Annotated in this window: 18 protein-coding genes; 7 read left to right on the top strand and 11 right to left on the bottom strand. The window is 50.9% G+C overall.

The genetic code is table 11. The features are described from left to right. Positions 1–110 precede the first annotated feature (110 nt). The 5 genes from ACTHUG_RS07395 to orn form a co-directional block, all read right to left on the bottom strand. Positions 111–1697 (bottom strand): L-lactate permease, encoded by a 1587-nt coding sequence (locus ACTHUG_RS07395; RefSeq protein WP_440386512.1) that lies wholly within the window; start codon positions 1695–1697, stop codon positions 111–113. A 332-nt stretch (positions 1698–2029) separates the two neighbouring features. Then, the gene (locus tag ACTHUG_RS07400; protein ID WP_440386513.1) at positions 2030–2665 is read right to left on the bottom strand and encodes a 7-carboxy-7-deazaguanine synthase QueE; all 636 of its coding nucleotides are present in this window, start codon (positions 2663–2665) and stop codon (positions 2030–2032) included. A 108-nt stretch (positions 2666–2773) separates the two neighbouring features. Continuing rightward, positions 2774–3145, bottom strand: a complete 372-nt coding sequence (locus ACTHUG_RS07405) for a DUF1304 domain-containing protein (protein ID WP_440386514.1) — start codon at positions 3143–3145, stop codon at positions 2774–2776. A 73-nt stretch (positions 3146–3218) separates the two neighbouring features. Continuing rightward, positions 3219–3641: a 6-carboxytetrahydropterin synthase QueD gene (gene queD, locus ACTHUG_RS07410; protein ID WP_003748900.1), complete on the bottom strand. Its 423-nt coding sequence runs from the start codon at positions 3639–3641 to the stop codon at positions 3219–3221. A gap of 63 nt (positions 3642–3704) precedes the next feature. Continuing rightward, complete coding sequence (orn, locus tag ACTHUG_RS07415) at positions 3705–4262, bottom strand: oligoribonuclease (protein ID WP_070873651.1); 558 nt, start codon at positions 4260–4262, stop codon at positions 3705–3707. Between the two features lie 133 nt (positions 4263–4395). On the opposite strand from orn, the gene dxs reads away from it, so the two are divergent. From dxs to ACTHUG_RS07435, 4 genes are all read left to right on the top strand, one after another. After that, complete coding sequence (gene dxs, locus ACTHUG_RS07420) at positions 4396–6285, top strand: 1-deoxy-D-xylulose-5-phosphate synthase (protein ID WP_440386515.1); 1890 nt, start codon at positions 4396–4398, stop codon at positions 6283–6285. Between the two features lie 35 nt (positions 6286–6320). Further along, the gene (locus ACTHUG_RS07425) at positions 6321–7331 is read left to right on the top strand and encodes a glycosyltransferase family 2 protein (protein WP_049322505.1); all 1011 of its coding nucleotides are present in this window, start codon (positions 6321–6323) and stop codon (positions 7329–7331) included. Positions 7332–7368: 37 nt separating this feature from the next. Continuing rightward, positions 7369–8769 carry an L-serine ammonia-lyase gene (locus ACTHUG_RS07430; RefSeq protein ID WP_049322506.1) on the top strand — a complete coding sequence of 467 codons (1401 nt, stop codon included), beginning with the start codon at positions 7369–7371 and terminating at the stop codon, positions 8767–8769. Between the two features lie 159 nt (positions 8770–8928). Continuing rightward, positions 8929–9783, top strand: coding sequence for an ankyrin repeat domain-containing protein (locus ACTHUG_RS07435; RefSeq protein WP_003748891.1), 855 nt, complete (start codon positions 8929–8931; stop codon positions 9781–9783). Positions 9784–9842: 59 nt separating this feature from the next. Here ACTHUG_RS07435 and ACTHUG_RS07440 read toward each other — a convergent pair whose 3' ends face one another. Both ACTHUG_RS07440 and ACTHUG_RS07445 read right to left on the bottom strand, forming a co-directional pair. After that, complete coding sequence (locus ACTHUG_RS07440; RefSeq protein WP_070460385.1) at positions 9843–10064, bottom strand: hypothetical protein; 222 nt, start codon at positions 10062–10064, stop codon at positions 9843–9845. Positions 10065–10072: 8 nt separating this feature from the next. Next, positions 10073–10702: a C40 family peptidase gene (locus ACTHUG_RS07445; protein WP_440386516.1), complete on the bottom strand. Its 630-nt coding sequence runs from the start codon at positions 10700–10702 to the stop codon at positions 10073–10075. A 260-nt stretch (positions 10703–10962) separates the two neighbouring features. Here ACTHUG_RS07445 and hslO point away from each other — a divergent pair, with 260 nt between their 5' ends. Beyond that, the gene (hslO, locus tag ACTHUG_RS07450; RefSeq protein WP_440386517.1) at positions 10963–11859 is read left to right on the top strand and encodes an Hsp33 family molecular chaperone HslO; all 897 of its coding nucleotides are present in this window, start codon (positions 10963–10965) and stop codon (positions 11857–11859) included. 174 nt (positions 11860–12033) lie between these two features. Here hslO and tyrS read toward each other — a convergent pair whose 3' ends face one another. The 4 genes from tyrS to ppc form a co-directional block, all read right to left on the bottom strand. Then, entirely contained in the window at positions 12034–13329 is a 1296-nt protein-coding gene (gene tyrS / locus ACTHUG_RS07455) for a tyrosine--tRNA ligase (protein ID WP_295700157.1), read from the bottom strand. Positions 13330–13404: 75 nt separating this feature from the next. Continuing rightward, positions 13405–15264 (bottom strand): acyltransferase family protein, encoded by a 1860-nt coding sequence (locus ACTHUG_RS07460; RefSeq protein ID WP_440386518.1) that lies wholly within the window; start codon positions 15262–15264, stop codon positions 13405–13407. 485 nt (positions 15265–15749) lie between these two features. Beyond that, entirely contained in the window at positions 15750–16841 is a 1092-nt protein-coding gene (ychF, locus tag ACTHUG_RS07465; protein ID WP_301817067.1) for a redox-regulated ATPase YchF, read from the bottom strand. Positions 16842–16982: 141 nt separating this feature from the next. Then, complete coding sequence (gene ppc, locus ACTHUG_RS07470) at positions 16983–19685, bottom strand: phosphoenolpyruvate carboxylase (RefSeq protein ID WP_440386519.1); 2703 nt, start codon at positions 19683–19685, stop codon at positions 16983–16985. A 187-nt stretch (positions 19686–19872) separates the two neighbouring features. On the opposite strand from ppc, the gene ACTHUG_RS07475 reads away from it, so the two are divergent. Both ACTHUG_RS07475 and ACTHUG_RS07480 read left to right on the top strand, forming a co-directional pair. After that, entirely contained in the window at positions 19873–20337 is a 465-nt protein-coding gene (locus ACTHUG_RS07475; protein ID WP_070646624.1) for a cyclic pyranopterin monophosphate synthase MoaC, read from the top strand. A 49-nt stretch (positions 20338–20386) separates the two neighbouring features. Beyond that, positions 20387–21133 (top strand): HesA/MoeB/ThiF family protein, encoded by a 747-nt coding sequence (locus tag ACTHUG_RS07480; RefSeq protein ID WP_440386550.1) that lies wholly within the window; start codon positions 20387–20389, stop codon positions 21131–21133. Positions 21134–21162 lie beyond the last annotated feature (29 nt).

The following is a 21162-nucleotide window of genomic DNA, read 5'->3' on the forward strand; positions in this document are numbered from 1 at the left end:
GCTATGCGGATTGTTGCGGAATATATACATTAATGATTCTTTAAGAAATATAGCGAAAGAATACAAAAAAGGCCGTCTGAATATTCAGACGGCCTTTGATATGAAGCGGTTTACAAGAAGAAAATTGAAGCGATAGTCACGGCGATGACGCCATAGATGCTCATCGGGATGACAGTTTTCTTGATGATCGCGCCTTCGGCGTTGTTCACGTTCAACACGCTGCACACGGCGATGATGTTGTTGATGCAGACCATGTTGCCCATTGCGCCGCCGACGGATTGCAGGGCGAGGATGAGGGTAACGGACAGGCCGGTATCAAGCGCGATTTGTTGTTGAATCGGGCCGAAGGTCAGGTTGGATACAGTGTTGGAGCCGGAGAAGAATGCACCGATTGCGCCAAGGTAAGGGGAGAAGTAAACCCAGTGTTCGCCTGCCATCGCTGCAAACTCTTTACCGATGATTTTCACCATGGAGTCGTCGCCGCCAACCATCATCAGTTGAACCATAATCAGCGCACCCATCAGGGCAAGCAGAGGTTTTTTGGTTTGGTTGAAGGTTGCAGCGTAGAAAGACCATGCATCTTTGAATTTGGTTTTGTACAGCAGGATGCAAATCCAAACGGTGAAGACAAACGGAATCCAAGCCGGAACGTAGAGGGTTTGATAGGAAGCGTTTACGCCTTGGCCGAAGATGTTGCCGAAGGTGATGGTCAGGGAGTCACTGACGGTGATTTTGGACAAATCAAACGGCAGTTGGAAGCTGAACCATTCTTCTTTGCTGGTCAGCAGACCTTTGATGCCCAGCTGTTTGATACGGGTAACGACCAGCATGCCGATCAGCATACCCAAAGGAGCCAGTGCTTTGGCAACTTGGGCGAAAGGTACTTTTTCTGCATTCGGGTCTTTGGCGTAATCTTTGCTTAAGCCCCAGCCGCGGTTTGCCGCAAATACGGATACCATCAGGCCGATTGCGCCGGCAACCAGAGATGGGAATTCTTCATTGACCATCGCCAACGCGACGTAAGGAAGGGTACAGGAGAATACGGCGATACCGATGAAGCCCAAGTTTTTGCGGATTTCAGCCCAAGGTATGATGAAGCTCAAGCCGATAACAGGGATGATGAAACCTGCGAAGAAGTGCATGACGCCGGTTTGCATACCGATTTCCATAATGCTTTTTTGATCCAGGCCCAAAGGTGCGAAGCCGAACCAAGTCGGTGTGCCTACCGCGCCGAAGGAAACGGGCACGGAGTTCATCACCAAAGTGAAGATGGCTACTTTCAGCGGATTAAAGCCCAAGCTCATCAGAATCGGCGCAGCAATGGCGGCAGGCGTACCGAAACCGGATGCGCCCTCAATCATAAAGGCGAAAGACCAGCCGATGATCATTAATTGAGCAATCGGATTCGGGCTGATGGTAGCCAGCCATTTGCGGATGACGTCGATACAGCCAGTGGTTTCCATCATGCGGTTGAACATAATGGCACCGAAAATCACGGTAATCGGGGTCAGGGTAGAAACAAGGCCTGACGCTGCCGTTGCGTTGAGCAACATGGCGTTATCGCCGAAATAAAACAGTTTGATGACGTAAATCAGCGCGGCGGTAATCGGCAGCGCAATGTAAGACGGCATACTGTTTTTCTTAACCATCAGCCAAATCAGCAGGATGATGGGGAAAATGCTGAGAAAGAGAGCCATAGGAATATCCTCGGGGCAACAAGCACCATAACCGTCAATGCAATGGCGGTTTGATACGATGTGTTGAGTAATAAATGTTTTTCGAATAGATATTTGCATCCTCAGATGCGGTCAGTTATCAGGTAAATTGGTTATACCAATTTATGAAAACTGTTGCACACTTTACGTAATCTTATGTAATCGGTCAAGAGGTTTGTAACAAAAAAAAGGCCGTCTGAAATAGGGTTTCAGACAGCCTGAGCGCTTTGCCAGTAGTGCATTTGGTCAAATATCGAATGGTATTTACATTCAATATTTTGTAAAGGTTTAATTTTTGATTGATTTCAAACGAATTATTCTATTCCTGCCCACTTATGCGTTTGTACGCTCAGTTGCCAATGGACGGGGGCGTCGGCTCGGCTGTTTAACACGCCGATTTGGCGGATGGTGTCGTAGATATTCATCGCGCCGTCTTGTTCGCAAGGCGAGAGGTAGTAATGTCGGGCGCGGATTTTGCGTTCCATTTCCTGACAAAACGCAATGACTTCGCCGTCGGCAACAATGCGCACTTCGTCGGCTTTCTCGATGCAGCCGGATTCATATTTGGCGGCGTAGCAGGCTTTAGGGCTGGTGGCAACGTAGTCGATTTGCGGCGGCGCGGGGTTGAGGCCGTTGGTTTCGATACACAGAAAATAGCCTTCGGCTTTGAGTGCGTTGAGCAGGGCGTCTAAATGCGGTTGGATGGTGGGTTCGCCGCCGGTAATGATGATGTTGCGCGCCGTGTAGGTTTTCAGACGGCCCAAAATATCGGACAGGCTCATCATGCCGAATTTGAGGTAGTCGGTATCGCACCAGCTGCACGCGAGATTGCATTTGCCTAGGCGGATGAAAACGGCGGGCATGCCTGTGTTCCAGCCTTCGCCTTGCAGGCTTTCAAAGATTTCGACAATGCGGTATTGGGGATTGTTCGGCGTGATGTGAATGGTCATGAATATTAGGTGTGTGGGATTGAATTGTTGTCGTGAAGCGTTTTGAGAAATCGGTTGAGGCAGCCATTCTTTCTGTTAGTTCAATGGGAAAGAATGGCTGGTGTGTATTTAAGCGGCAATGACGGCTGCGGCGGCCAAAAATGCCGGCAAGCCTTGTTTGAACAAAATGCCTTTGTTGCCGGATGAAAACGCGCCCCATGCGGCGGCGATGAGGACGAAGCCGAGGAACAGGATGGTTGCGCCGTAAACGGCGTTGTCGGGTGCGGCAAAGCGAGCCCATACCAAGCCGATGGCGAGGAAGCCGTTGTACAGGCCTTGGTTGGAAAACAGGGTTTGCACGCGCTTTTGTTCCATAAATTCGTAAGGCATGTTGAACAGCTCTGCTGCTTTTTCGCTTGGGATTTGCGTCATTTCGAGCCAGGCGATGTAGAAATGTTCGATAGCGACGAAGAGGACGAGGAGGGTGGAGAGGAGTTTCATGAGGATTCCTTTTGATGTTTAGCGGATGGGTGTGTTGGGGGAACAGGCCGTCTGAAAAATACAGGATGGCGGTTTATTCCCCTTCATATTCCGCACACGAAGTCGGCGTTTCCCATAATTTTACGCTGCACACTTTGACACCGGCGTTTTTCAGACGGCCATACATTTCTACGCTCATGTTTTCGGCGGTGGTGCGGCAGGGCAGGCGCAGGGTTTTCATGTTCCAGCCTTCCAAAAGCGCGGCGATTTGGCTTTCGCGTTCGTTGTTGCCGTGATAGATGAAGGCATGGTCGAACGGGTCGGTAATGTGTTGTTTGACGATGGCTTTCAGGTCGGTAAAGTCCATCACCATGCCGTCTTTTGCACCGCCTTGGATAACGGGCGCAGAGACGGTGATTTCGAGTTTGTAGGTGTGGCCATGCAGGTTTTGGCACTTACCGTCATGCCCGTCGAGCATGTGCGAGGAATCGAAGGTAAAGATTTTGGTGATTTTCATGAGATGAAGGAAGCCGATGAGGCCGTCTGAACGGTGTCAAACCGGTTTCAGACGGCCTTGGGATTATTGTTCGGAAGGGAGTTTGAGGAAATGCTCGCGATAATGGCGCATTTCTTCGATGCTTTCGAGGATGTCGTCCAATGCCTTGTGCGAACCGCGTTTGACCACGCTTTTGGCAACGGCCGGATTCCAGCGTTTGGCCAATTCTTTCAGCGTGGATACGTCTAAGTTGCGGTAGTGGAAATAGGTTTCCAAGCGCGGCATGTATTTGACCATGAAGCGGCGGTCTTGATGGATAGAGTTGCCGCACATGGGCGTGGATTTCTCGGGTATCCATGCGGACATGAAGTCCAGCAGGTTTTGCTCGACTTCGGCTTCGGTCAGTTTGGATTCGCGCACGCGTTGGGTCAGGCCGGTGCGGCCGTGAGTGGCGGTGTTCCATTCGTCCATGCCGTCGAGCAATTCGTCGCTTTGATGGATGACGTATACGTCCGATTGCGCCAGTACGTTCAAATCGGAGTCGGTAATGATCATGGCGACTTCGATAATGCGATCGTGTTCCGGGTTGAGGCCGGTCATTTCCATATCGAGCCAGCAGAGATTGTTTGCGTTTTGGGTCATTTCAGACGGCCTTGTGTTTTCAGTTGGCAGTATTATAAAGGATAAAGGTTCGGGCCGTCTGAAAGCATTTGTAACAAGTTGTGCAATCTCTTGATATAATCGTCCGTTACACAAAAATTCACCGCCAAAAATCATGAACCCAAGCCCTTTGCTCGATATTATCGATAAGCCTCAGGATTTGCGCCGTCTGGAGAAAAAACAGCTGCCGCAAGTCGCCGCCGAATTGCGCGAATTTCTGTTGGATTCCGTCGGTAAGACGGGCGGCCATTTCGCCAGTAACTTGGGCGCGGTCGAGCTGACGGTGGCACTGCATTATGTGTACGACACGCCCGAAGACCATTTGGTCTGGGATGTCGGCCACCAAAGCTATCCGCACAAAATCCTGACCGGCCGCAAAAATCAAATGCACACCATGCGCCAATACGGCGGTTTGGCCGGTTTTCCGAAACGCAGCGAGTCGGAATACGACGCGTTCGGCGTGGGCCATTCTTCCACATCCATCGGCGCGGCATTGGGTATGGCCGTTGCGGACAAACAGTTGGGCAACAAGCGCCGCAGCGTCGCCATCATCGGCGACGGAGCCATGACCGCGGGTCAGGCGTTTGAGGCCCTGAACTGCGCAGGCGATATGGATGTCGATTTGCTGGTCATCCTCAACGACAACGAAATGTCGATTTCCCCCAATGTCGGCGCGCTGCCGAAATACCTTGCCAGCAACGTCGTGCGCGATATGCACGGCCTGTTGAGCACCATCAAAGCCCAATCGAGCAAAGTGTTGGACAAATTGCCCGGCGCGATGGAGCTTGCCCAAAAAGTCGAAAATAAAATCAAAACCTTGGCAGGCGAAGCAGAACACGCCAAGCAGTCGCTGTCTTTGTTTGAAAACTTCGGTTTCCGTTACACCGGCCCGGTTGACGGCCACAACGTTGAAAATCTGGTGGACGTATTAAAAGACTTGCGCGGCCGCAAAGGCCCTCAGTTGCTGCACGTCATCACCAAAAAAGGCAACGGCTACAAATTCGCCGAAAACGACCCCGTCAAATACCACGCCGTCGCCAAGCTGCCGAGCGAAGTGCCAGCCCCGGAAGTCAAACCTGCCGCGTCCAAACCGACTTATACGCAAGTGTTCGGCCAATGGCTGTGCGACCAAGCGGCGGTGGACGAGCGTTTGGTTGCCATCACGCCTGCCATGCGCGAGGGCAGTGGCTTGGTTGAGTTTGAACAGCAATTCCCCGACCGCTATTTCGACGTCGGCATCGCCGAGCAACACGCCGTTACCTTTGCCGGCGGTTTGGCGTGCGAAGGCATTAAGCCTGTCGTGGCGATTTACTCCACTTTCCTGCAACGCGCTTACGACCAGTTGGTACACGACGTTGCCTTGCAAAACTTGCCTGTTTTGTTCGCCATCGACCGCGCAGGTATTGTCGGTGCAGACGGCCCTACCCATGCCGGTTTGTACGACTTGAGCTTTTTGCGTTGCGTTCCGAACATGATTATTGCCGCACCAAGCGATGAAAACGAATGCCGCCTGCTGCTCTCAACCTGCTATCAGGCAAATTCGCCGTCCGCCGTCCGTTATCCGCGCGGTACAGGCACGGGCGCAACCGTTTCAGACGGCCTGGAAACCGTTCAAATCGGCAAAGGCATCATCCGTCGCAAAGGTGAGAAAATTGCCGTTATCGCCTTTGGCAGCATGGTTGCCCCATCATTGGCCGCTGCCGACAAGCTGAACGCGACCGTTGCAGATATGCGCTTTGTCAAACCGATAGATGAAGAACTGATCGTCCGTCTCGCCCGAAGCCACGATTACATCGTTACCGCCGAAGAAAACGCCGAACAAGGCGGCGCAGGCAGCGCGGTGTTGGAAGTGTTGGCGAAACACGGCATCTGCAAACCGGTGTTGCTGTTGGGTGTAGAAGATAAAGTTACCGAACACGGTGACCCGAAAAAACTGTTGGACGACTTGGGTTTGAGTGCCGAAGCGATTGAAAAACGCATTGCCGGCTGGATCAAGGCCGTCTGAAAATTACTAAAATATCTCAATACATTGCATAATTTATGGGAAAAAAATTAATCAGCATCAGCATGGTGCGCAACGAAAACGACGTGATCGAATCGTTTGTCCGTCACAATCTCGAGCTGATGGATGAAATGCACATCATCGATCACGGCAGCAGCGATGGAACGAGGGAAATCCTGATTCAATTGAAAGAAGAAGGTTTGCCGATATTTATCTATCAATATCAAGCGCTCAAGTTCAATCATGAGCAATTGGTCAACCAGCTGATGAAGCAGCTTGTAGCAAAAGATGAAGCGATAGATTTCGTTTTTCCGCTGGATGCGGACGAATTTATTTCATGTCCTAGCCGTATCATGCTGGAACAACTTTTGGATGTCATCGGCGAAAACAGGATCGGCATGTACCTTTGGCGCGGCTATTTGCCGACATCGTTGCAATACAATCCCGATTTCACCACTCAATTTACCGAACAACGCCTCGAAACGCTCTTTACCCCCAAAGTCATTATCCCCAGATGGGCGGCCGAATCTTGCAGCGTGATTATCGGCTGCCATTACATGTTGGATAAAGATGGCAACAAGGTTAAATCAACCCTGTTTCATTCGCCGGATTATCGAGGTTTACATTCCTGGTTTATCGAGCATTTTTCCGCCCAATTTGCGGAGACCGATTTGTTGTGGCTGGGGCATTTCCCAATCCGCTCCTTGAACCAGCACATCAAAAAAATCCTCGAAAAGTCCATCTTGATTGCCATTAAAGACGGAAGCAACGATATTGCCTGGGAAAACCAGTTGCGCGAATTGTTGGACAACGGCATGAAGATGGACTTGAACGATTTACGGCTGTTGGCATACAGATACCGCGCCGGTTCCACAAGTTTGGAAGACACGCATTGTAGAGTCAGCCGTTACGAACCCTTACGTAAAAAACCGCTGACGTTGAAATACACCTCGCCGGAAGCAGGCGATCCTTTGATGACTGTCGGACATTTGGTACTTGCATTGGCAAGCGGCGCACAAGATTCCTCTTTAGGCCTTAAGGCCGTCTGAAAAACAGCCTGCTCGCACACACAATGATAGGAAAATTATGATCAGCATCTTTGATATTTTTAAAATCGGCATCGGCCCGTCCAGCTCGCACACCGTCGGCCCGATGAAGGCTGCGGCCGCTTTTGCCGATTTGCTGCATGCCGAAAACTTGGATACACAAGTGGCGCGCATTGTCATTGAAGTGTACGGCTCGCTTGCTTTGACCGGTATCGGACACGGTACATTCGATGCATTATTGCTCGGTTTGGAAGGCAGCCTGCCGCACGATATTCCACTGGCAGACATCCCCCAACGCTTGGAACGCATCCGCACGCAACACGTTTTAAAACTCAACGGCCGCGAAATGGCCTTCAATCCCGAAAAAGATTTGGACATCCGCGGCGACAAAGTGTTGCCCAAACATCCGAACGGCCTGAACTTTATCGCCTACCATTCAGACGGCCGGAAGCTGAAAGAGCAGATTTATTATTCGGTCGGCGGCGGTTTTGTCGTAACAGACGAAGGGTTTGCACAAGAGGCTCAGGAAAATGCCGATGTGCCGTATCCATACAAAAACTGCGACGAGTTGCTGGCACAATGCCGTCTGAACCAGTTGAATATTTCCGAAGTCGTGTTGGCCAATGAAGCAGCGTTGGCAGATTGCGACGAAGCGGAAGTTCGCTGCCGTGTGGCCGCCGTAGCCGATGTGATGGAAAACTGCATCAAGCGCGGCTTGGGTGCGGAAGGGCAATTGCCGGGCGGCTTGAACGTACGCCGCCGCGCGCCGCAGTTGGCGGCCAAACTCAAAGTCCTGCGCGAGAGTGAAATCGTCAATACCCAACTTTGGCCGATGGTGTACGCCATGGCGGTCAACGAAGAAAATGCCGCCGGCGGCCGCGTCGTAACCGCACCGACCAACGGCGCGGCAGGCATTATTCCTGCCGTCTTGCACTATTTCCGCAAATTTAATCCGCACGCCAACCAATCGCGTGTTGAAGACTTCCTGCTGACTGCCGGCGCCATCGGCATTTTGTACAAAACCAACGCATCGATTTCCGGCGCGGACGTCGGCTGCCAAGGCGAAGTCGGCGTAGCGTGTTCCATGGCGGCGGGTGCATACGCCGAAGTTATCGGCGGAACACCGAAACAAGTGGAAAACGCCGCCGAAATGGCCATGGAACACCACTTGGGCCTGACCTGCGACCCTGTCGGCGGCTTGGTGCAAATCCCCTGTATCGAACGCAACGGCATCGCCGCCGAAAAAGCCCTCAAGCTCGCCACCCTCGCGCTTTTGGAAGACGGCACAGACAAAAAAGTTTCACTTGATGAAGTGATTCAAACCATGCTGCAAACCGGCCGCGACATGAAGGCAACCTACAAAGAAACCTCACTCGCCGGCCTGGCCGTTACCTTGCAGAAAAAAGCCGTCCCCGTATCCGTGCGCGTGGTGGAATGTTAGAAATAGAATAGGGCAATTGTCCGATAAAAAAGGCCGTCTGAAATCATTGAGTATTTATTACTGTAATACAAGAACAGATATGGTTAAAAATATGTTCTTCGTAAAATTGGGTTGATGATGAATTGGAAATATACTGCATATTATTAAAAGGAGAATCCTATGCCGAAATACTCTAACATTTGCAGTGCCGCACGTGCTAGCGATTTGGCTGCTGTGCAGGATATTGTTCAAGTCGATCCAAAATCTGTTTTTACTATAAACAGTTACGGTTTTAACGCACTACATGAAGCTCTCATTGCCGACAGTTGCGGGAATGTCAATTTTGAATTGGTAAAATTTTTAGTAGGAGCAGGCTGCCCAATCAATCAAATCAGTAAAGGGGAACACCCTCGCTCTCCGCTGTGGATAGCTGCAGAGTTTTGTCCTGATACTGAAATTGTACAATTTCTTATCGATAATGGGGCAGACTTGGCTACGTTGGAGTCAGCCGGAAATCATAAGCATGTTATAGACTGTATAGATAACCTCAGTGAGCAAAAAGCTGTCCAACAACTACTTAGTAAATTGACAGGGTATCCACTTCCTGAGCCTCCGCCACCACCCAAATTTCCCGATCAGCGTGCTGATACCGCAACATGGAGAAAAACCACGGCGGCAATTAAAAAAGCTTTTGCGCAACTGGAGTGCGCAGATATTATTGCGATACCGAATGCAAGTTATACTGTCGGTGAATGTATTGCTGAATGTTTTGATAGGCTAGAGCGTCAGCCTGACCGCAATCGCTTTGTGGGTTACTGCTTTTATACAGAGCCTAATAAAAACCGTGCAAGAGAATATGGTTGCTTATATTTGAACTATGGCATGATTGGAGATGACGAAAGCGGAATCATCGAATTAGCAGACCGTATTGTTTCTTTATTGCGGCAACAAGGTTTTGATGCAGAGTGGAATGGTAATCCTGACGATTATATCAATGTATGGTTACAGCCATTTTATGCAGCCATAAGGGAGTAAGAATAAGAAAGTGCCGTCTGAAAAACTTTCAGACAGCCTTTTTTGTATGGATTGAAGAACTAACTGTTTTTTTGATAAGGGTTTTCCAGCCCGGCCATTAAGTCGCGGAAGTATTCACGCAACTGTTTTTCGGAGCAACCCATCAGCAGGGCGTCTTCAAAAGCGTCCTGCGCCATTTGGTAGAGTTCGTTCAAGTTTTCGGTCATGACTTTGACTTTTTCGGTGCAGGAAACAATCTGACCGTCGTCGTCATACCATTTGGGCATTTGCGGCATTGCCATAGCTCACCTCAGTTTAAGAAACGGGAAGGATCGTTTTTCTTTACACGGCGGCCGAAGGCGTATTTCGCGCTCCAATATTTGTGGTCGAGGCTGGTAATTTCGATACGTTTGCCCGTCCTCGGTGCGTGAATGAAATTGTTGTTACCGATGTAGAGGCCGACGTGGGAAATACGGCCGCGACCCATGGTGCGGAAAAAGACCATGTCGCCCGGCTGCAATTCGGAACGGCTCACGGCAACGCCCATTTGCGCTTGTTCGGCAGAAGTGCGCGGCAGGTTCAGGCCCATGGCGCGTTTAAAGATGTGTTGCATGAAGCCGCTGCAGTCAAAGCCGGTGGAAGCCGATGTGCCGCCGTAGCGGTAGGCCACGCCGAGCAAGCCCATGGCGCTGCCGATTAACTCATCTGCATTGCCCGAAGGTGCGCGCGTATTGTTGCTTGCGGCAGGATAGGTATTGGTGGGATGGACAGGGGTTGCCTGACGCGTATTGCCGTAAACATTGGCATTGTCGTTGAATTGGTTTAAAACACGCTGACGGGTGGTAATCAGGTTTTCCAAATCATCGGCGTAAGAAAAATTGACGCTCGCGAGCATGGCGACCGAAGTCCAAACTGCTGCGAGCCGGAGTAAAAAATTCATTGTACAAACTTCCGTTTCAGAAGGCATTCCCTGCCGATTGCAGGCACATTGCCGGTTTCTGAGATGTTATCCCGTATCATTCTCTTGTTATCTGCTTGATTGTATTAAAAAACTGTCTTTTTGGCAAAAAAACTGCTGTTATTTTGCGTTAAACCCTTGTTTCCAAACGAACTAGAAAAACATCGAGCGCGGTTTCGCTTGATTTATCCGCCGCTGCAACCATATAAGCGGCATTCATTGATTTATTTTCAGAGACTGACATGACACAAAATCACAGCGATATCCGTACACGCTTTATCTTTGACGATATGCCCATCCGCGGTATGCACATCCGCCTTGAAAAGGTTTGGCGACACATCGTCAACCAAAAACATTATCCTGTCGCCATCCGCCGCGCTTTGGGCGAGTTGCTGGCCGCCGGCTCTTTATTGTCTGCCAACCTTAAAAACGAAGGCACGCTGATTGTTCAGGTTCAAGGTCAGGGCCGTCTGAAAATGTTGGTGGTGGAAGCGACTTCTGAAAATACTGTCCGCGCTACCGCCCGTTGGGACGAAAACGCTGAAATCCGTGATGATGAAAGCCTGACTGCGCTGTTGGGCGAAAACAGCGTGTTCGTTTTGACCCATCAGCCTAAAGATGCCGACCCTTGGCAAGGCGTTGTGCCGCTGGAAGGCAACAGCATTGCGCAAATGCTGGTCAATTATATGAAACGTTCCGAGCAACTCGATACCTATATTACGCTTGCCGCCGACGACCAAGCCGCAGGTGCATTATTGCTGCAACGCCTGCCGGAAGAAGAATTGGATGATGCCGCGTGGGAACATGTGACCACGCTTGCGCAAACGCTTACTCCGCAAGAATTGACCGGTTTGGACGCTCATCACGCCCTTTACCGCCTTTACCATGAAACCCCGCCCCGCGTTTTTGAACCGGAAGCCATTGAATTTGCCTGCACCTGCTCCCGCGGCAAAGTCAGCGATATGCTGTTGATGCTTGGCGGTCAGGAAGTCGGCGGCGTGGTAGCGGAACAAGGCAGCATTCAAATTGACTGCGATTTCTGCCATAGCAAATATGTGTTTGATGAAACCGATGTCAACGCTTTGTTTGGCGCGGACGTGGTGAATGCCGTCCGTCAAGAGAATGAGCGTTTGCAGTAATCGCGCGATAAAAGTTGCTTAAAAAATTAGATTATTTAATAGAAGGGCAGGTCTAATACCTGCCCTTTCTTTTTGGGAAAACTGAATATCATCAATAGAAAATGCCGTCTGAAAAAAGTGTAGCTGATTTCAGACGGCATGATTATTTTAAACGATGCGTTTAATGTTTAAAGATTATTTCCAAACCAACAAAGCGTGGTTGCGTTTGCCGCGGCGGACGATGGTGTATTTGCCGAAACGTTTGTGTTCGTTGGTCAGCATATAGGCATCGTCAGGTTTTTCAGCGGCATGGTTCGGATTGTTGGCTTCAGCAGGTTTGCCGTTAAGCAAAACCGCTTTGCTGTTTACAAAGCCGCGCGCTTCTTTGTTGGAAGACGCCAAACCGGTTTTTACCAAAGTCTCTACCACATTGAGGCTCTCGGAAACTTCAAAAGTCGGCAGGCCGTCGAGTGCCAGCTGCTCGAAGTCGCTTTCGGTGAGATGGCTTTGGTCTTCGGCAAATAGGCTTTCTGAAATGCGTTGGGCGGCGGCAAGGGCCTCTTCGCCGTGAATCAGACGGGTCATTTCTTCGGCGAGAATGCGTTGCGCTTCTGGTTTGGTGCCGCTGGCTTTGTCTTTCGCTTCGATGGCATCGATTTCTTCGATAGACAGGAAGGTGAAGTATTTCAGGAATTTATACACATCGGCGTCGGCCACTTTCAGCCAGAATTGGTAGAACTGATACGGCGAAGTTTTCTTCGCGTTCAACCATACCGCGCCGCCTTCGGTTTTACCGAATTTGGTGCCGTCTGATTTGGTTACTAGAGGCAGGGTCAGGCCGAATACTTGTTTTTGGTGCAGACGGCGGGTCAAGTCGATACCGGCGGTAATGTTGCCCCATTGGTCGGAACCGCCGATTTCCAAAACTGCACCATGACGTTTGTTCAACTCGGCAAAGTCGTAGCCTTGCAGCAGGGAGTAGGCGAACTCGGTAAAGGAAATGCCCACATCGTCGCGCTCGATACGCTGTTTGACGGATTCTTTGTTCAGCATGGCGTTGACGGAGAAATGCTTGCCGATGTCGCGCAGGAAGTCGAGGCAGTTCATGCTGCCGAACCAGTCGGCGTTATTGGCCATAATGGCCGCGTTATCGCCTTCAAAGCTCAAGAAAGGGGTCAATTGGTTGCGGATGCTTTCTACCCAGCCGGCAACGGTTTCGGCAGAATTCAAGCTGCGTTCTGTCGCTTTAAAGCTTGGGTCGCCGATCATACCGGTTGCGCCGCCCACCAAAGCAATCGGTGTATGGCCGGCTTGTTGAAAACGGCGCAATGCCAATACAGGCAGCAAGTGGCCGATATGTAGGCTGTCGGCTGTCGGGTCAAAACCGCAATAGAGGGAAATTTTTTGTTCGTTTAGCAAAGCGTCTAAGGCTTCGATGTCGGTAGTTTGCGCGATAAGGCCGCGCGATTGTAGGTCTTTGATGACGCTCATTGATATCTTCCAAAAAAATTAGCAGTTTTACAAACTGCTAATTGTAACAAATTTCATCGGATGAATGGCTATGGCTTACTGAAGAAGCGTGTGTTTTTCAGAAAAACGCTTGGCCAGTTCTCTGCCGCCGTAAGGGTTGATGTGGTCTCTATCGGAATAAACCGGCAATCCGTTGATTTTAAAGTTCTCCGGAATATAGGCAGTGGCATCGATAATGTGCACATTAGCATATTTTTCCGCCAATTCTTTGATGCGTTCATTTCCTTTTGAAGTGACTGTTTCATCAATGGCAAGATTCTGACTAAATCCCGGTATGCGGTAAGACAGGATATAGGCGCGTAAGCCGTTGTATGACAGATTAGGGTTGTCTATCATCAGGTAAACCGCTTGTTTTTCCGAAGAAAGTTTTTGCAACATGAGGTCGAATTTTTTGAAAAAATCGGCATCGTAAGCAAGGGAATGGCTGTTTTCAGGCATTTGGCTGCCCCAGCGCATGGCTAAAAGCACTTTTGAGTATTGGGGCAGATGCTCTTTGGCATACTCATAAACGGCACGACAGGAGGCGTTTTTTTTGAATATGGGGGCGGCATAATCTTCTACATAGGCACAACTGTCCGCAGAAACCATCGCTGCCGACCATTTTTCTTTTTTGCCGACGGTATCAAAAAACGTTTTATATTGGTCGGCATGCGAATCGCCTAGAATCAGTAATTCCGGCTGTTTGTCGGTATCGCCCCAAACACACTGTTTGTCGGTATTGTTGTGACAAGAAGTGTAGGAACGCGCCAATCCCATACGGTCGTATTGCTCCATAAACTGGAGCTTCATGGCAAGAAAAGGCGTAATGGCCAAAACAAGCATGGGGACGGCATAAACCCATGTCACAGATTGGGCAAAAGAGCCTTTCCAGTTTTTAAACGGCTTTTCGACAAAATAATAAGAAAGCAGGGAGAGTGTGAACATTAAGACAATCGCGGCCGCAGTCGAATATGAAGGCAGATTGTTTGAACCGATGTATCTCATAAAAGCCAATACAGGCCAATGCCACAGATACAGCGAATAGGAAATCAAGCCTATGCCGACAGTAATCTTCCATTGGAAGAATTTTTTCAGCCGGTGTTCAAATTGATTGAAATAAATGAATGCGGCGGCGGCCAAACAAGGAATGATGGCGGCAGGCCCCGGGAAATAGGCGGTTTTTTCCGTATAGGCAAACAGGCAGGCAAACAGTACGCAGACGGAAAGTAATGCGCCTGCCGCCGCATATGGTTTGCCGCTATCCAGCCCTTGTTGTTGCCGATATTGCATCCACACGGCCATCAACGAGCCGATCAGCATTTCGCAGGCGCGCAGATGGGGCAGGTAATATTTATCCAGTGCAGTCGGCATAAAAGAAGCCAAAATGCTGAATACGCATAGCGTGATAAGGAAGGCAAACTGAGTGCGCCAACTTTTGCGGACAACCAATAACAGCAATATCGGAAAGACGAAATAATATTGCTCTTCAACCGATAAAGACCAAATGTGAAGCAAAGGTTTTTCTTCTTGTATGGGATCGAAATAGCCCTGACCCTTTGCAAAAAAGATATTGGAGATGAACCCCAAGGTGGACAGGGCGGTCCTCCATAAAAGGGAAAAATCATCTTTGGTGAATAAAAGAAAGCCGCATATCAGCGTTACCGTCAATACGGTAAAAAATGCGGGCAGTATCCGCTTGATACGGCGGATGTAAAACTTTTTGAACGAGAAAATCTCGCTGCTCATTTCACGATGGATAATCATCGTGATCAGAAAGCCGGAAATGACAAAAAAGATATCAACACCAAGAAAGCCGCCAGGCAGCCAGTTTTTTTCAATATGGAAAACGACAACGGATAGAACAGCAACGGCACGCAATGTATCAATATCTGGGCGGTAAGATAAAACTTTGCTCATAATATTTTGATTTTAATAAATTTTATATTAATGGCGTCGTCTGAAAAGTGATTCCTGCCGAGAATGGCAGTATTTCGGAGGTCGGCCATCGTTTGTCGGAACAGGGCAGTTTGTTTGCCTTCTTAGAATGATTGCTGATGATATGCGTTTGAATAGTAATGGATTAGAGTAGGAATAAAGTTGATAGTTTCAACATAATATTTAATATGTTGTTTTTATAATGAATCAATACGATGTGGTATTGTTTGATTTTTTATTGTCATATCAATGATATTGTTATTGATGATGTAAACTTGCGCTATTTTTAGGTAAGGCGTCGGTAAGAGATGGGAGATTTTAAGAGAGAAAAATTACGGGCCATGCCCGTATTTATTATGGAGATAATGTCTTGTTTTGTTGATATTTCAAGACGTGAGGCCGTCTGAAAATAAATTCAGACGGCCTTAATCTTAGAAAAGGCCGTCTGAAAAAGCGTTTTACCGGGTTTATACGTTAAACAGGAAGTGCATCACATCGCCGTCTTGTACGACGTATTCTTTGCCTTCCACACGCATTTTGCCGGCTTCTTTGGCTTTGGCTTCGCCGCCGAGCGAGACAAAGTCGTCGTAGGAAATGACTTGGGCGCGGATGAAGCCGCGTTCGAAGTCGGTGTGGATGACGCCGGCGGCTTGCGGGGCAGTGTCGCCTTTGTGGATGGTCCAGGCACGGACTTCTTTGACGCCGGCGGTGAAGTAGGTTTGCAGGCCCAAGAGGTCGTAGCCGGCGCGGATTAGGCGGTTCAGGCCCGGTTCTTCCAAACCCATTTCGGCGAGGAATTCGGCTTTTTCGTCGTCTTCCAATTCGGCGATTTCGCTTTCCATCGCGGCGCAGACAGCGACGACAGGGGCGTTTTCTTTTTCAGCCAATTCTTTCAGGCGGTCGAGGTGCGGATTGTTTTCAAAACCGTCTTCGGAAACGTTGCCGACGTACATGGCAGGTTTGGCGGTCAGCAGGAACAGCGGTTTGAGCATGGCGAGTTCTTCTGCGTCCAAACCGAAGGAGCGGACGGGTTTGCCTTCATCCAGATGCGGCAGCAGTTTTTTGCACAGATCGACCAGTTTTTGCGCGTCTTTGTCGCCTGAGCGGGCGCGTTTTTCTTCGCGGACGATGGCTTTTTCGACGCTGGCCAAGTCGGCCAGTGCCAACTCGGTACCGATGGTTTCGATGTCGGCAATCGGATCGACTTTGCCTGCAACGTGAACGATGTTGTCGTCGTCAAAGCAGCGCACAACGTTAACAATCGCGTCAGTCTCGCGGATGTTGGCGAGGAACTGGTTGCCCAAACCTTCGCCTTTGCTCGCGCCTGCAACCAAACCGGCGATATCGACGAATTCGACGATGGCAGGCTGCATTTTTTGCGGATTGACGATTTTTGCCAATTCGGCCATACGCGGATCGGGGACTTCAACGATGCCGACGTTGGGTTCGATGGTACAGAAAGGATAGTTTGCCGCTTCGATACCCGATTGGGTCAGCGCGTTAAAGAGGGTGGATTTGCCGACGTTGGGCAAACCGACGATGCCGCATTTCAAGCTCATGGTTTTTCCTGAAAAGTTAAAAGTTTAACGGCGGATTATAGCATATTGTGGAGGCACTCAAAACAGCTGCAATGCTGGTGTATGTTCATCATAAAAAGGCCGTCTGAAAACTGTTTCAGACGGCCTTTTTTCCGTGCTGCCTTAACCGGTATTACGCAAACCTTGCGCCACGCCGTTGATGGTCAGGTGAACCATCAGCAGGGCGTGCGGATTGTCGGGCTCTTTGCGTAGGCGTTTGAGCATGGCGACTTGCAGGCCGTTGAGGGCGTTCAGGTATGGAATCCTCAAGGCAAGCGAACGGGCGAGGCTGCGGTTGTCGCGCAGAAGCTCTTCGGTTTGCAGCAGGTCGAGCAGTGCTTTGCGGCTGCGTTGGTATTCTTCCTTGATCATGCCGAAGATGACTTTTGCTTTATCGGGCGATTCGCTCAAGCCGGCATAGTTTTCCGCCAAGGTGATGTCGGTTTTCGCCATGACTTGTTCCATATTGGAGAGCATGGCTTGGAAGAACGGGTTGTTTTGGGCGTGTTCGCGCAGGGCGGCGAGGGTTTCGGGTTTGCCTTCGCACAAGGTTTCCACTGCGCTGCCGAAACCGTACCAAGCCGGCAGCATGAGGCGGTTTTGCATCCAGGAGAATACCCACGGAATCGCGCGCAAGTCCTGAATCCGCGCCAAGGTTTTGCGGCTGGCGGGACGGCTGCCGAGGTTGAGGGTGGCGATTTCCTGAATCGGGCTGGTTTGCAGGAAGTAGTCGATGAAGTCGGGGTGGGTAATCAGTTCGCGGTAGTATTTGAACGATACGTCCGACAAATCCTGCATCAGTTTGGCATCAGGGTCTTTTTTATCCGGCAGGATACTGGCTTCCAAAGTCGCGGCGACCAAGGTTTCCAAGTTGCGTTGGGCATTGCCCGGGTCGGCGTATTTGGCGGTAATGACTTCGCCTTGCTCAGTAATGCGGATTTGTCCGGCAACGCTGCCCGCGGGTTGCGCCAAAATGGCTTGGTAAGACGGGCCGCCGCCGCGGCCTACGCTGCCGCCGCGGCCGTGGAACAGGCGCATGCGGACATTGTATTTTTTGAAGAGTTCGACCAAGCCCAATTCGGCCTGATACAGACACCATGAGCTGGTAACGTAGCCGCCGTCTTTGTTGGAGTCGGAGTAGCCGAGCATGATTTCTTGGATGTTGCCGCGGCTTTCGAGCAGGGCGTCATACCAGTCGAGGCGGAACATGGTTTCCATGACCGGGCAGGCGTTTTCGAGCGCTTCGATGGTTTCAAACAGAGGCACGATATTGATGCGGCTGCGCGGTTTGCCGTTTTCAACCGTCAACAGGCCGCTTTCTTTCAGCAGCAATGCCAAGGCGAGCAGGTCGCTGGGTTGTTCGCAGTTGGAAATAATGCTTTGCGTCACGGCATCTTCGCCGAATTCGTCTTTGATTTTGCGCGCTTCGTTGAAAATCGCCAGTTCGTGGCGGGTATGGTCGCTGTATGTGATGAACGGGCTGTACAACGGGCGTTGATGGCTCAATTCGCGCAACAGGGCGGCTTGTTTTTGCTCTTCGTTCAGGCTGTTGTAGTCTTCCAAGCCTGCGTGTTGGAAAAGCTCGGCAACCACATCGGCGTGTTTGCCTGCGTGTTGGCGCAGGTCGAGCGGCATCATGTGGAAACCGAACACGGACACGCTGCGGATAATGTCGGCCAGACGGCCTTCTGCCAGCAGTTGGCTGCCGTTTTCGTAGAGCGAGCGTTGCAGTTTTTTCAGGTCGTTGAGGAATTCTTCAACCGAAGCATAAGGTTCGAGGAAGCCGAATTTGCAGCCCATGCCCAAGCCGAGTGAGCGCGCTTTGCCCATGGCGCGGGCCATGATGTAGGCGATGGCGCGGCGGTAGGGCTCTTCGGTGCGGGCGATTTCTTCATCGGGAGACTGGGCGGAAAGTGCCATTACATCGTCGTTGACTTTGACGCGGCGGATGGAGAGCGGCAGCTCGCGGTAAAGTTTGTCGAGTTCGCCGCGATAGAAGCGGAACACTGCGTCGGCATGCCGTCTGAACGCAAAACGCAAGGTTTCGGCAGAAACGAACGGGTTGCCGTCGCGGTCGCCGCCGATCCAGCCGCCGATTTTAAGGATATTCGGAACGCGGACGCCGGGATAGGCCGTCTGAAAATCGCGTTCCATTGTGCGGTAGAGTTTGGGCAGGGCTTCAAAGAAGCTCATTGGGAAGATGGATACACCGTTGTTGATCTCGTCGTTGACGCTAAGTTTGTGGCGGCGCGTTTCGCTGGTCTGCCACAAGCCCAAAAGGACTGTGTCGATTTCGCGGCGCAATTGAGCCAGTGCATCAGGATTAGTGCAGCGTTCGCGTTGCGGCAGCAGCGCGCGGATGCGGCGGTTGAAGCTCAAGACGGTTTGGCGTTGTACCTCGGTCGGGTGCGCGGTCAAAACGGCGGTAACGACCGTGTTGTCCAGTTGTTGTTGCACCGCTTTGCCGTTGACTTTTCCGGCTTTGAGCTTGCGCACGGTTTCCGTCAGGCTGCCTTCGGCGCTGTTGTGTCCTGCATCTTCGTGGATTTGGCGGCGGCGTTCGTGGTGCACGTCTTCGGCGATGTTCAGAATTTGTGCGAACAGGCCGCAGGCCAGGGTTAAATCGTGGGTTTGCTGTTCGTCCAGTTGCGGCAACACCTTCTCAATCAAGGCGGCGCTGTCGTCTGAAGTCGATAACAACTTAACGGTTTCGACCACCAAAGGCGATGCTTCCTCATGCAGCAGATTGAACAGAGACTGTTTTAAAAATTCCGCATCCGCTGCCAAAGCGGCATCTTTGGGATTGTTTAAGATATGCAGTTGCATGATTTTTCTCTTATTTAAATGTTAATTTGGGTTTGTCCCGAATCCATTGTATAGCAAATTTTTGTAAACTGCCAATGCTGCCGTCCGATACATTTCAAACCGGAAAACAGCCGTCCGTATCCGCCGCGTGGCCGGTGTCTGTAAAATGCCGTAAAATATTGACTGTCAAAACAGAGGCGAGAACCCCATGATCGAATTCCCCAACCAGCCCGATTTTCCTGAGCAACACACCGCAGTCGCCGTCGGCACCATCAACATGAGCCAGCAGGCGGTACGGGTGTTGATAGAGAATGCAACCGAAAAGGCAAGCATCCTGACCATCGCCCGCGTTGCCGCCATTCAAAACATCAAACAAAGCGGCAACCTGATTCCGCTGCACCTGCCCGGCCGCATCATCGGCGTGCAGGTTGATTTCGATATTAACGTCGAGCTGGCCTGCCTGAAAGCCACATTGACCGTCCAAGCGCACAGCAACGGCAGCATTGCCACCGAAGCCCTGACCGGCCTTAATCTGGCACTTTTGAGCGTTTACGACATGATGAAAGACGTTGACCGCAATATGATGCTCAGCGGCATCCGCCTTGAATCCGAAACCAGCAGTGAAGGCCGTCCTTTCCTGTTTGACAACGCCTACGAAAATATCAATTTCTAAATCACTCAGGCCGTCTGAATATTCGGTTTCAGACGGCCTTATTGTTATGATGAACGATCAACAACTTTTGCGGTTCAGCCGCCATATCCTGCTGGATGAAATCGGTATCGAAGGCCAAGAAAAACTTTTGGCCGCCCATGCGCTCGTTGTCGGTTGCGGCGGGCTGGGTGCGGCGGCCTTGCCGTATCTTGCCGCCGCCGGGATCGGCCGCCTGACGATTGCCGATGCCGATACCGTCGACGAGACCAACCTTCAACGCCAAATCGCGTTTACCGAAGCCGACATCGGCAAAAACAAAGCTTTGGTGATGCAAGGCCGTCTGAAACAGATCAGCAGCCAAACACACATTGCCGCCATTGCCGAATTTCTCGATGAGGCCAAGCTGGTCGAATTGGCAAACGACGCCGACATCATCCTTGATTGTTCCGACAACTATCCCACGCGCCAGGCGGTCAACCGCGCCGCCGTTGCCACGCGCACGCCTTTGGTTTCCGCCGCGGCCGTCCGCTTTGACGGACAAATCGCCGTGTACCGCCCCGACCTTCCCGATACGCCTTGTTATGCCTGCCTGTTTGACGGCGAACAAGCCGACGACGGCGCTTGTGCATTGTTCGGCGTTTTTTCGCCCTTGGTCGGCGTTATCGGAACGACCCAAGCCGCCGAAGCGCTCAAAGTGCTGCTCGGTATCGGCACGCCGTCGCACGGCAAACTTTCCACCTACAACGCATTGAGCGGACAATGGCGGCAATACGGGGTGAGGCGCAATCCCGAATGTCCGGTTTGCGGCGGCCGTTAAAGACAAAAGCAGGGCAAAGGTTTCAATGC

The sequence above is a fragment of the Neisseria sp. P0022.S009 genome (genome assembly GCF_051956675.1).
In the GTDB taxonomy this organism is placed as follows: domain Bacteria; phylum Pseudomonadota; class Gammaproteobacteria; order Burkholderiales; family Neisseriaceae; genus Neisseria.

Excerpts from the sequence above, each read along its gene's own strand:
- ACTHUG_RS07395 (WP_440386512.1), bottom strand. The coding sequence starts at position 1,697 with ATGGCTCTCTTTCTCAGCATTTTCCCCATCATCCTGCTGATTTGGCTG.
- ACTHUG_RS07400 (WP_440386513.1), bottom strand. The coding sequence starts at position 2,665 with ATGACCATTCACATCACGCCGAACAATCCCCAATACCGCATTGTCGAA.
- ACTHUG_RS07405 (WP_440386514.1), bottom strand. The coding sequence starts at position 3,145 with ATGAAACTCCTCTCCACCCTCCTCGTCCTCTTCGTCGCTATCGAACAT.
- queD (WP_003748900.1), bottom strand. The coding sequence starts at position 3,641 with ATGAAAATCACCAAAATCTTTACCTTCGATTCCTCGCACATGCTCGAC.
- orn (WP_070873651.1), bottom strand. The coding sequence starts at position 4,262 with ATGACCCAAAACGCAAACAATCTCTGCTGGCTCGATATGGAAATGACC.
- dxs (WP_440386515.1), top strand. The coding sequence starts at position 4,396 with ATGAACCCAAGCCCTTTGCTCGATATTATCGATAAGCCTCAGGATTTG.
- ACTHUG_RS07425 (WP_049322505.1), top strand. The coding sequence starts at position 6,321 with ATGGGAAAAAAATTAATCAGCATCAGCATGGTGCGCAACGAAAACGAC.
- ACTHUG_RS07430 (WP_049322506.1), top strand. The coding sequence starts at position 7,369 with ATGATCAGCATCTTTGATATTTTTAAAATCGGCATCGGCCCGTCCAGC.
- ACTHUG_RS07435 (WP_003748891.1), top strand. The coding sequence starts at position 8,929 with ATGCCGAAATACTCTAACATTTGCAGTGCCGCACGTGCTAGCGATTTG.
- ACTHUG_RS07440 (WP_070460385.1), bottom strand. The coding sequence starts at position 10,064 with ATGGCAATGCCGCAAATGCCCAAATGGTATGACGACGACGGTCAGATT.
- ACTHUG_RS07445 (WP_440386516.1), bottom strand. The coding sequence starts at position 10,702 with ATGAATTTTTTACTCCGGCTCGCAGCAGTTTGGACTTCGGTCGCCATG.
- hslO (WP_440386517.1), top strand. The coding sequence starts at position 10,963 with ATGACACAAAATCACAGCGATATCCGTACACGCTTTATCTTTGACGAT.
- tyrS (WP_295700157.1), bottom strand. The coding sequence starts at position 13,329 with ATGAGCGTCATCAAAGACCTACAATCGCGCGGCCTTATCGCGCAAACT.
- ACTHUG_RS07460 (WP_440386518.1), bottom strand. The coding sequence starts at position 15,264 with ATGAGCAAAGTTTTATCTTACCGCCCAGATATTGATACATTGCGTGCC.
- ychF (WP_301817067.1), bottom strand. The coding sequence starts at position 16,841 with ATGAGCTTGAAATGCGGCATCGTCGGTTTGCCCAACGTCGGCAAATCC.
- ppc (WP_440386519.1), bottom strand. The coding sequence starts at position 19,685 with ATGCAACTGCATATCTTAAACAATCCCAAAGATGCCGCTTTGGCAGCG.
- ACTHUG_RS07475 (WP_070646624.1), top strand. The coding sequence starts at position 19,873 with ATGATCGAATTCCCCAACCAGCCCGATTTTCCTGAGCAACACACCGCA.
- ACTHUG_RS07480 (WP_440386550.1), top strand. The coding sequence starts at position 20,387 with ATGAACGATCAACAACTTTTGCGGTTCAGCCGCCATATCCTGCTGGAT.